General features: G+C 49.4%; 12 protein-coding genes. 8 read left to right on the forward strand and 4 right to left on the reverse strand.

What is annotated here, in order from left to right:
• Positions 1 to 12: 12 nt before the first annotated feature.
• A complete protein-coding gene (locus tag LIZ87_RS09220) occupies positions 13 to 372 on the reverse strand; it encodes an ArsR/SmtB family transcription factor (RefSeq protein ID WP_178313994.1) in 360 nt (119 codons plus the stop codon).
• Positions 373 to 788: 416 nt separating this feature from the next.
• Between LIZ87_RS09220 and LIZ87_RS09225 the strand changes: the two genes are divergently transcribed.
• Both LIZ87_RS09225 and LIZ87_RS09230 read left to right on the forward strand, forming a co-directional pair.
• Positions 789 to 1,268: a MarR family winged helix-turn-helix transcriptional regulator gene (locus LIZ87_RS09225; protein WP_178313128.1), complete on the forward strand. Its 480-nt coding sequence runs from the start codon at positions 789 to 791 to the stop codon at positions 1,266 to 1,268.
• Complete coding sequence (locus LIZ87_RS09230; protein ID WP_227146537.1) at positions 1,265 to 2,596, forward strand: MATE family efflux transporter; 1,332 nt, start codon at positions 1,265 to 1,267, stop codon at positions 2,594 to 2,596. The genes LIZ87_RS09225 and LIZ87_RS09230 overlap by 4 nt, the downstream gene beginning before the upstream one ends.
• Positions 2,597 to 2,787: 191 nt before the next feature.
• Here the strand turns inward: LIZ87_RS09230 and pdxT are convergent, their stop codons facing one another.
• Together pdxT and pdxS are read right to left on the reverse strand one after the other, a co-directional pair.
• A complete protein-coding gene (gene pdxT, locus LIZ87_RS09235) occupies positions 2,788 to 3,354 on the reverse strand; it encodes a pyridoxal 5'-phosphate synthase glutaminase subunit PdxT (protein WP_178315722.1) in 567 nt (188 codons plus the stop codon).
• Positions 3,355 to 3,454: 100 nt separating this feature from the next.
• Positions 3,455 to 4,330: a pyridoxal 5'-phosphate synthase lyase subunit PdxS gene (gene pdxS / locus LIZ87_RS09240; RefSeq protein WP_227146539.1), complete on the reverse strand. Its 876-nt coding sequence runs from the start codon at positions 4,328 to 4,330 to the stop codon at positions 3,455 to 3,457.
• A 232-nt stretch (positions 4,331 to 4,562) separates the two neighbouring features.
• Here pdxS and LIZ87_RS09245 point away from each other — a divergent pair, with 232 nt between their 5' ends.
• Positions 4,563 to 5,987: a sigma-54 interaction domain-containing protein gene (locus tag LIZ87_RS09245; protein ID WP_178317252.1), complete on the forward strand. Its 1,425-nt coding sequence runs from the start codon at positions 4,563 to 4,565 to the stop codon at positions 5,985 to 5,987.
• Between the two features lie 47 nt (positions 5,988 to 6,034).
• Here LIZ87_RS09245 and LIZ87_RS09250 read toward each other — a convergent pair whose 3' ends face one another.
• Entirely contained in the window at positions 6,035 to 6,286 is a 252-nt protein-coding gene (locus LIZ87_RS09250; RefSeq protein ID WP_227146541.1) for a hypothetical protein, read from the reverse strand.
• Between LIZ87_RS09250 and LIZ87_RS09255 the strand changes: the two genes are divergently transcribed.
• The 5 genes from LIZ87_RS09255 to LIZ87_RS09275 all read left to right on the forward strand — a co-directional run bounded on the left by LIZ87_RS09255 (position 6,269) and on the right by LIZ87_RS09275 (position 10,359).
• The gene (locus LIZ87_RS09255; protein ID WP_178317253.1) at positions 6,269 to 7,615 is read left to right on the forward strand and encodes an APC family permease; all 1,347 of its coding nucleotides are present in this window, start codon (positions 6,269 to 6,271) and stop codon (positions 7,613 to 7,615) included. The genes LIZ87_RS09250 and LIZ87_RS09255 overlap by 18 nt on opposite strands.
• Before the next feature lie 49 nt (positions 7,616 to 7,664).
• Complete coding sequence (locus LIZ87_RS09260) at positions 7,665 to 8,132, forward strand: 3-aminobutyryl-CoA ammonia lyase (protein WP_178317254.1); 468 nt, start codon at positions 7,665 to 7,667, stop codon at positions 8,130 to 8,132.
• Positions 8,133 to 8,146: 14 nt separating this feature from the next.
• Positions 8,147 to 9,328, forward strand: coding sequence for a CaiB/BaiF CoA transferase family protein (locus LIZ87_RS09265; protein WP_178317255.1), 1,182 nt, complete (start codon positions 8,147 to 8,149; stop codon positions 9,326 to 9,328).
• A 68-nt stretch (positions 9,329 to 9,396) separates the two neighbouring features.
• Complete coding sequence (locus tag LIZ87_RS09270; protein ID WP_178317256.1) at positions 9,397 to 9,873, forward strand: MaoC/PaaZ C-terminal domain-containing protein; 477 nt, start codon at positions 9,397 to 9,399, stop codon at positions 9,871 to 9,873.
• 12 nt (positions 9,874 to 9,885) lie between these two features.
• Positions 9,886 to 10,359, forward strand: a complete 474-nt coding sequence (locus LIZ87_RS09275) for a MaoC/PaaZ C-terminal domain-containing protein (RefSeq protein ID WP_178317257.1) — start codon at positions 9,886 to 9,888, stop codon at positions 10,357 to 10,359.
• The last annotated feature ends 258 nt before the right edge of the window (positions 10,360 to 10,617 follow it).

The raw sequence follows: 10,617 nt of genomic DNA on the forward strand, positions 1-10,617 counted from the left end.
ACGGCAAGGGCATCACTCCTGTACATGCTCCATGCCCTGATCCATGATGGTCTTCACATGTCCGTCAGCCAGGGAATAGAACACTGCCTTGCCGTCCCTGCGGCTCTTTACCAGCCTGTTCTGCTTTAAGATGCGCAGCTGGTGGGAAATGGCAGACTGGTTCATATTGAGAAGCTGGGCAATATCGCATACGCACATCTCGGATTCCGACAGCACATACAATATTTTTATCCTGGTCGAGTCTCCAAATACCTTGAAGATCTCAGCCAGATCATACAGCTGGTCCTCGTCCGGCATCTTTGCATTCACCGCCCTTACCACGTCCTCGTGCACCTGGTAAAAATCGCAGCACTCCACATCATTCATTGCCATAGGCCTGCCCCCATTCTTTTTATTGTTTATTCATATGAATAATTGTTCATATGTTTATATTATATTCCTGTTTCTTAAAATGTCAACTGTTTTGCACATATATTTTTTTCAATAAGCAACAACTCAGACGACTGCCGGGAGGGCAGCTGGAGCGACTTTGCAGGACATTAGAAGCACTTAGTCAGCTGGTTTTTCCGTTCAGAGCAGCATCAATGATTGTTTGAGCGCAGCGAGTTGCGTTGATGCTGCTCTGGCTTTTAGGAAAAATCAGGTGCCTTAGTGCTTCTTATGTCCGAAACCGGAGCGCCAGCCGCCCTCCCGGCAGCCGTCTGAGCTGTTACACTTGACTTACATACAGAATTATACTATACTCCTTTGAGTACGAAATCAGACTTTTCTGAACAGGAGGACGCCCTATGGAATTTCATCACAACCAGGATCTGAAGGAATTTAACCGCATATACAGGGAATGTGATTCCCTATATCACGAGATTGCTTTAAAGATCGGATTATCCGACAGCGCATTTTCTATCCTCTACACTGTCTATGAAATGGGGGACGGCTGCCTGCAAAAGGACATCTGCACTTCCAACAGCATCAGCAAGCAGACCATCAGCTCCTCCATACGGAAGCTGATACGGGAAGATTATCTTTTTCTGAAGCCCGGAAAGGGGCGGGATATGCACATTTTTCTGACAGAAAAAGGGAAGAAGCTGACAGCTGAAACGATTATCCCGGTGGTGGAAATGGAGAACCGCATCCTGGAATCTATGACGCCGGAGGAGAACAGGCTGTTCATTGAGCTGAACAGGAAATATCTTGTCCTGCTCCGTGAAAATGTAAAAAATTTACAACCCAGACGATTGAAAGCGGCTGATGAGGAGGTATCTACGTGAACATTCAATTATCTGAGCATTTTACCTATCACAAATTGCTGCGCTTTGTGTTTCCGTCCATTGTCATGATGATCTTTACATCCATCTACGTGGTAGTGGACGGACTGTTTGTATCTAATTTTGTGGGCAAAACGCCTTTTGCAGCTGTAAACCTGATCTACCCCTTCTTGATGATCCTGGGCGCTCTGGGCTTTATGCTGGGCACCGGAGGCAGTGCCATTGTGTCAAAGACCCTTGGAGAAGGAAAGCCCGAAAAGGCCAATCAGTATTTTTCCATGCTGGTGTATGTGGCCATTGCCGGCGGCATCGTCCTGGCTCTGGCAGGCTTTGTCAGCCTGCGCCCAATTGCAAAGGCGATCGGCGCAGAGGGGGCTACTGTGGACGACTGCGTGCTGTATGGAAGGTTCATTCTTCCTGCCCTGCCTGCCTTTATGCTCCAGAATGTATTTCAGAGCTTTTTCGTTGCCGCTGAAAAGCCCCATCTGGGCCTGAAGATCACTGTGGCTGCCGGATGTACCAACATGCTGCTGGATTTCCTTCTGGTTGCGGTATTTCCCTTTGGACTGGCCGGGGCTGCTGTTGCGACGGCTGTCAGCCAGCTGGTTGGCGGCCTGGTTCCCCTTTTCTACTTTGGAAGGCCCAATGGCAGCCTCCTTCGGCTGACCTCTGCCAAGCCGGACCTTTCCATCCTGGCCAAGGCCTGCACGAACGGTTCCTCAGAGCTCATGACAAATGTTTCCCTGTCCCTGGTAAATATCCTGTACAACATCCAGCTGATCCGGATCATCGGTGAGGACGGTGTTGCAGCCTACGGCGTTATTATGTATGTCAATTTCATATTTATTGCCATCTTCCTGGGCTATGCCGTGGGAAGCGCTCCCATTGTGAGCTATCATTACGGCGCCGGAAACCCAGGGGAACTGAAAGGCCTGTTTTGCAAAAGCCTTGTCATTACCGCCATTGCCGGTATCTTTCTGACAGCTGCGGCAATGATTCTGTCCCTGCCGCTTTCCAAGGTGTTTGTAGGCTATGATGCAGGCCTTTTAGAGCTTACCTGCCATGGCTTTCAGCTGTTCTCCTTCTCCTTTTTGTTCAGCGGCTTCAACATCTTTGGCTCTGCCTTCTTTACCGCTTTGAACAATGGCTTTGTGTCTGCGGCTATCTCCTTTTTAAGGACGCTGGTATTCCAGATCGCGGCGGTTTTCGTGCTGCCCGTCTTTATGGGACTTGATGGGATCTGGCTGGCAGCAGCCGGTGCTGAGCTCCTGGCCCTGGTGGTAACCGTTCTGTTTTTTGTGAGAGAAAGAAAGACATACCGGTATGCCTAATCGGCTCCTCACCTCTGTCTGGTACCTTCCTGACGGCTGATCTGACATCTCAGACAGTCCCAGGACCTCATGGCAGATTAACGCATACATCTATCTGGTTCACTGCCGGCAAAAGGCATCCACTGTTTCCGTCCAAATACCGACGGTTATCCACAGCGGATGCCTTTTTATGCACGTTTCTATTGTGTACGTCAAAGGGCTTTGCACATTTCCAGAAAATATTCGTGGATCCTGGTATCCTCTGACAGTTCGGGATGAAAGGCTGTTACCAGATGGCCCCCCTGGCGGGCCGCTACGATCTTTCCCGCTGCCCTGGCCAGCACATGGGCCCTGCCGAAGGTCTCTTCGATATAGGGAGCCCGTATGAAGGTCATAGGGACCCTGCCGATCCCCTCAAACTCTTCCTCTGTATAAAAGCTTCCCAGCTGCCTTCCGTATGCATTCCGCTTTACGCGGATATCCATGGTGCCCAGATGGGTGGTGCCCCCCTCAACCTCCTTTGCCAGGAGGATCAGTCCGGCACAGGTGCCGAACACAGGCATCCCCTCCTCTATCCGCCTTTTCAGAGTGTCAAATATATCCAGATCCTTCAGAAGCTTTCCCATCACCGTGCTCTCGCCTCCCGGCAGGATCAATGCGTCAAAATGCTTCTCAATATCCCTTTTCTGCCTGATCTCAAAGTGATCTGCTCCCAGCTTATCAAGCATCTGTCCGTGCTCTGCAAATGCGCCCTGAAGGGCCAATACTGCAATTGTCATATCCATACTCTCCTTTTCAGACTGCCGGAAGCTGCCTGGCACAGTCCTCCCTCATCTCTTATACAGCCGTTCAGCGCTTAATGCCAGGCAGGCCGCAGCCTTATTTTCCTCTCTCAGCCATAAGAAGGGCGATCTCCTGCTCATTGATCCCTACCATGGCCTCGCCTAGATCGGTAGAAAGTTCTGCGATCAGCTTTGCATCCGTATAATTTGTCACTGCCTGCACGATCGCTGCCGCCCGCTTTGCAGGATCCCCGGACTTGAAGATACCGGAACCAACGAACACGCCCTCTGCCCCTAACTGCATCATAAGAGCTGCATCTGCCGGAGTGGCTACCCCGCCTGCTGCAAAGTTCACCACCGGAAGACGGCCATTGTCGTGGACATACCGCAAAAGTTCCGTTGGCACCTGAAGCTGCTTTGCTGCCTCATAAAGCTCATCCCCCCTCAGGTTCTGTACCCGGCGAATCTCTGCGTTCATTGCCCGCATATGGCGGACAGCCTGTACCACATCTCCTGTGCCCGGCTCTCCCTTTGTACGGATCATGGAGGCTCCCTCGGATATCCTTCTTAAGGCCTCTCCCAGATCCCTGGCGCCGCACACAAAGGGAACCTTAAATTGGGTTTTGTCAATGTGGTACACATCATCTGCAGGCGACAGCACCTCACTCTCATCAATATAATCGATCTCGATCGCCTCCAGGATCTGCGCCTCCACAAAGTGTCCGATCCTGCACTTTGCCATAACAGGGATGGAAACAGCCTCCTGGATCCCCCGTATCATCTTCGGATCGCTCATTCTGGACACGCCTCCGGCCGCCCTGATATCCGCCGGGATCCTCTCTAACGCCATCACCGCGCAGGCCCCTGCCGCCTCTGCGATCCTCGCCTGCTCCGGCGTTGTCACATCCATGATAACGCCTCCCTTTAACATCTGCGCCAGCTGTTTATTAAGCTCATATCTGTTTTCTTTCATGATTCATCGTCCTTTCTGCGAAATAGTTTTGGTAGATATGGTGTCATTATACAGCTTATTGGCATTATTAAAATAGCCAGTTTATGAAATATTATTAATGCCAGTTGTCTTTATATAGCGGTCACTTTTCTGTGATTTTCATGAAATATCCCTTCTTGCAAATATCTTCTCTTTATGCTAAAAGTAATATTAAGAAAGACCCATAGACACAGTAAAACAGGGGGGGAGTTTCATGAATCAAAAGGATTGGTTTGAAAAGCTGGCGCAGTCTGAGAAGGAAGCGCTGTACCGGGCGGAGCTGGAAAACTACAGTGAAAAAATGGTGCTCAACACAGAAAACCGTATTGTGTTTATAAATGCAAAATATGCGGCAGAGTTTGGGAAGCATCCTGAAGAGCTGGAAGGCACTTCCTTTGATGAGCTTTTATCGGTCTCAGAAAATTACGTGCCTCCGCTTTTAGAACTGCGCGATTTTGCCAGTCCCTATATTCCTCTGGCAGAGCGGATCAAAAGCGAGACAAGGCCGGCGGTTTTCATCCGCGCTCCCTTGACTGCTGATGATGGCTCTACTTTGGGATACATGATCTACGATGGGCGCGACTGGCTCCAAAGATATCGTTCACTCTTTCTTAAGCTCAATGAGCTGGAGGATGAATACCAGTATTTTCATCTTGGAAAACCCAGGGACATGTACTCCCACTTTGTGGGAAACAGCCCTGTGGTCACCAGGTTGAAGCACGAGATCATGCAGGTCTCCCAGACAAATGCGACTCTTTTGATCGAGGGAGAAACAGGTTCCGGCAAGGAGGTGGTTGCAAACCAGGTTTACCATGCCAGCAAGAGGAGGGGAAAGCCCTACATCAAGCTTAACTGTGCGGCGATCCCCCATGAGCTCATGGAATCTGAGCTGTTTGGCTACGAAGATGGCGCCTTCACCGGAGCCAGAAAGGGAGGCAAGGCAGGCCTCTTTGAACAGGCAAATGGAGGAACCATCCTGCTTGATGAGATCAATTCCTTAAACCTGTCAGCCCAGGCAAAGCTTCTTCGTGTGCTCCAGGAACGTGTAGTAACCAGAGTAGGAGGAGGAAAAACAATTCCCATTAATGTGCGGGTCATTGCCATCTCCAACAGGCCTTTGGAGGAGATGGTGGCCGAGGGCACCTTCCGGGAGGATCTGTATTACCGCCTGAATGTGCTCCACATCAAGGTTCCTCCCCTAAGAGAACGCCTGGAGGATATTCCGGAGCTGGTACATCTCTTTGTGGAAAACTGCAATAAAGAGATGGATAAACATGTGGATACCATTGATCCCAGGATCTATAAGCTGCTAAAGCAGCAGGCATGGCCCGGCAATATCCGTCAGCTGCAAAACTGGATCGAGCGTTCTATGGCAACTGTCTGGAAAAAGACGCTCTCCCTCTCCAATTTCTACTGGATAGACATGGATCCTGGCAGCCGCTCTTCAGTGCTCCCATCGGAACAGCCTCCTCTGGCCGCCACTGGCGAAAAGAACCTGACACAGATGATGAGGGCTGTCGAAAAAGAGATCATCACAAACACGCTTTCAGCCTGCGGCGGCAACAAAACACAGGCTGCTCAGGCCTTAGGCATCTCCCGGCAGATGCTTCACCGGAAAATACGTGAATTTCATATCTAACGTCCTATAAAAGACTGTAAACCATCTGATACACTGTAGAAAATAGTTTACAGTCTCTCTTTTTTTCCTTTTTTAAGCCATTTTCCCTCTGCTTTGTGTAAATTTTTATTTACATTTCTCTTTGAAATTCTTTGAGTACCCTTTTCCCCGATCAATGACAAATTTCTTGTAAATCGGTATGTTTGAGCTTTTTTTAACAATTTGGCACCAAAATTGCTTTTTAATAGGGCAAGGATACACGCGCGCAGATCCTCAATCCAAATATAAGGGGGCAACCAATTATGAGCAATACAAACCATACCGAACTGAAACGCAATATCAGTCTCTTTGCAGCTGTCTGCATGATGACTGGTTGTATTGTAGGAGCATCTGTCTTCGTTGTACCTGGTGAGCTGGCTGTTTCTGTTGGGCCTGCTGCCTGGCTTTCTTATGGAATCGGTGCTGTTCTGATGTTCTTTAACTGCTTTATCTTTGCACAGGTAGGAGCTATCCTGCCAGTCTCCGGAGCCAACTATATGTTATGTACCGGAGCTGTAAACGGTGCCTGGGGTTTCCTGTATGTATGGGGCTTTCTGCTGAGCAACAGCTTTTTATTCCCCATCATGTCAAGGACGGCCGCAACTTATCTTGCCATTTTTGTTCCGGCTATTGGCAGTCATGTAACTTTAGTGGCCGTTGCCATCATTCTATTTACAGTATGTATTAACCTTTTAGGAACGAATGTATCCACCTCCATCCAAAATGGCTGCGTGATCCTTCTCATCACCGTTGTCATCATCTTTTCAGGCGGAGGCGTCACTCACGCAGACTGGTCCCATTTCAGTCCCATGTTCCCCACTGGCGTTATGCCTGTCGTACTGGGAGCCATCTCTACCTACTATGCATTTGCAGGTGTCAACTGCATCATCGAGCTCTCCGGCGAAATTAAGAATCCTGGAAGGAATATTCCTCTGACCGTATTTATCAGCTTTGGAATCGTAGTCGTTATGTACATCGGCATGTGCGTAGGATTGGTTGCACTATTGCCGACACATGAGCTGGCTGTAGCCACACCGGCTGTAACTGCCGCAGAGACGATTTTCCCGAAATGGTTTTCCTATTTTGTGGCCTTAGCCTCCGTAGCAGCCTGCTGGACCACACTGAATTCCATTATTGCCGCTATGGCAAGGCTTCTGTTCATGCTCGGCGAGACTTCCGTCCTCCCGCCTGTTATTGCGAAAACAAATAAAAACGGCGCACCCTATGTTTCCTATCTGTGCCTTGCCGTAATGGGTATCCTCATGGTGCTGTTCTCCGTGACAGTGATGCAGTATGTAAATATCAGCAGCTTCTATCTCCTGTTTATAGCGTTCCTGGTCGCCTTCTCCTCCCTGAGGATCAAATCTGCATTCCCCGAACGCTACGAAGCCAGTGAATATAAGCTGAAGGGGTTCTGGTTCTATCTATGGCCCTCCCTTGCCATTATCTCCGGTCTTTTCTTTATGTTCCTGCAAATAAAGGAGGATCCGTTTATGACCGGAGTTTCCATTGTCCTTCTCCCTGTGGGTCTGCTGTTCTATCATCTCCGCAAGGTACGTCTGAGGGCCAATGGCATTGACCTGGATGAGGAGCTAAAGAAGCGCCTCTAAACTCATCATTTTCTATTTGCAAAATTTATTTTGAAAGGAAGGTATCAATATGACAAACAACAAAATCGGAACGATCAGAATGAGAATGGGCACACATGATGCCCACTATGGCGGTAATTTAGTGGATGGTGCAAGGCTTATCGGCCTGATCAGTGATGCCGGAACAGAACTCCAGATCGCCTGGAGCGGCGATGAGGGCCTGTTGGCTGCATGGCACCATATTGAACAGTTCGTACCTGTCTACATGGGAGATTATATTGAGGTCAAAACCTGGTTCAGCCGCTATGGCAATACCTCTGCCGACTTGGAGGGCGCTGTATACAAGGTCGGTGAACTGATAGACGGAGGAAAGACAAATGCCGCCCGCATTATTGACCCGCCTATCCTGGTAATGCGCGCTTCCGCTACCGGTGTTACACCAAAGGATGTCAACCGCGGCTTACAGGTGGAGAAGCTGGAGGATATCCCCTTTGAGCCTGCCGGGGAGACAAAATGGTGGGAAAAGAAGAGAAAATAAAAAGGAGCATGAACATGAACGTATTAGAAGGAATCCGCATTGTTGATCTGAGCAACGCTTACTCTGCCCCAATTGCCACAATGCAGCTGGCAGATTTTGGAGCTGATGTGATAAAAGTAGAAAATACTGGAAAAGGCGATGGTTCCCGCACCTGGAATCCTTTTGTAAATGGCGAAAGTCTGGGCTACATGTACGCCAACCGCAACAAACGCAGCATTACTCTGAACTTAAAGAGTGAGGAAGGAAAAAAGGCCCTTTTTCAGCTGGTAAAAACAGCAGATGTAGTGGTTGAGAACTTCCGTCCCGGTGTTGCTGCCAAGCTGGGTATTGACTATGAGTCCATGAAGGCTGTAAAGCCTGACATTATCATGGCCTCCCTTTCCGGCTATGGACAGACGGGTCCCTATGCCAAAAAGGGAGCTTATTCCAATCTGGCAGAAGCCCAGAGCGGCCTCATGTATCTGACAGGCTGGCCAAATAGCCTTCCCACCGGCTCCGGTGTGGCTTTTGGCGACAGCGTTGCCGGCATGTTCTTAGTTCAGGGAATCATGTACGCCCTGTTTCACCACGAACGCACAGGGGAAGGCCAGTACATTGATGTAGCCATGGTCGATTCCCTCATTGGCCTGATCCAACACGGCTTTGCTCAGGTCTCTGCAATGGGTGTTGAGCCTGAACGCATTGGCAACCGGGATCTGTCTGACTATCCCTATGATACCTTTAAGGCAAAGGATGGTTACTGCCAGCTGGGCAACTCTACCCCTTCAGACTGGAGCATGTTTACAAAGGCTATCGGACGCCCTGACCTGGGCCAGGAGGAAAAGTACAATACCCCGGACAAGCGCTGGGAACATGTAGAGGAAATCCATGATATCATACAGGACTGGGCCTCCCAGTATACACGCGCTGAGATTGAGAAAATCTTTGGCGAATATGGCCAGCTCTATTCTCCTATCCTCAAATGCAGCGAGGTTATGGAGGACCCGCAGGTGCTGCACCGTGAAATGGTCGTTGACATGGAATATCGCGGAACAAAATACAAAGACAAGGGTATCCCTGTAAAAATGAGCAAAACTCCGGGAACGATCCGCATGATGCCTCCTACACAGGGACAGCATACGGACGAAGTATTAAAGTCCATTGGATATACAGATGAACAGCTCCAAACAATGAGAGAAAACGGAGTGATTCTCTAAAATAAAAAAGCCGGTAAAAACAGCTTTCCGCTCCGGCAGCCAACAAACGTATAAAGAGGTGAGTTATTATGAGTGTTCTTCACTATGAATTTAAAGGAATGCTTTATGATGAATGGGAATTAAATAAGGCATATATGACTCCGGCCCGCACCATCTGCGAGTCTGATGTCACAAGATACTGCTCCTTATCAGGCGATTACAGCCCCTTATACACGAATGCATTGTATGCAGATAAAACGGTCTATGGAGGACCTGTCGTACCAGGAGGCCTGACCTTTATTATCGCCAACGGCCTTGACTGTCAGACCCTTTGGGTGGATGGCAGCTACATAGGTCTTTTAGACCAGCAGATGAGCTTTCTGAAGCCTGTCTATGTAGGCGATACGATCTACCTCACCATGACTCCCACTGCCAAGCGCCTGTCAAGGAAGCCGGGACGCGGGATCATCACCTACCGCATTTCTGTATTTAACCAGCGTGATGAGATGGTCATGGATGGAACCTGGGTCATTTTGATGGCAACTGACCGCGAGCATATGGAGTAAGGAGGAGGATTTATGGGCATGAAAGATTATGTATTTCCCGGCAAGACCTACGATGAATGGGAGCTGGGACAGGAATATATCACCGGAGCACGGACGATCACCGAGGCGGATATCGTGAACTTTGCCGGTCTCTCCGGCGATTGGAGTGCCACCCATACCAACGATGTCTACGGCAGGAGCACGATCTACGGCTCGCGTATCGCCTACGGCAATGTGACTTTTATTGTCAGTACCGGGCTGATGGCCCAGACTCTGATGTTTGAGGGGACTACAGTCGCCCTTCTGGATATGAAGATCAGCTATCAGGAGCCTGTGCGCTTTGAGGATACCATCTACTGCAAATTCATTCCTGTGGAGAAGCGTCCCAGCAAAACTCCTGAAAGGGGCATTGTAACCTTCCATGTGTATGTATATAACCAAAATGATGAGCAGGTAGCTGAAGAACGCTTGGTATTCCTGATTTCTGCAGAGAAACCGCGTATGTAGCTCATTACTATGAAAGTCCCGCCGCCGACAGGCGGCATGTATTCAGGTATGCCAAGTGCGCCCGCCAGTCTTTCGCGGTACGGTGGCGCGTCCGCCAGCCGGGCGCATGCAGGTTTGCTTTCATGACATCCGCTGTCTGCGGGAGATATGCCGGCGGACAGCGGATTTTATATGTGGAGAAATCTATGGAACTTATGAATAGAACCATTGGCCAGTGCCTACGGGAACAGGCCGAAAAAAATGGAAACCATATTGCCA

Source organism: Lacrimispora sp. 210928-DFI.3.58 (genome assembly GCF_020554865.1).
In the GTDB taxonomy this organism is placed as follows: domain Bacteria; phylum Bacillota; class Clostridia; order Lachnospirales; family Lachnospiraceae; genus Enterocloster.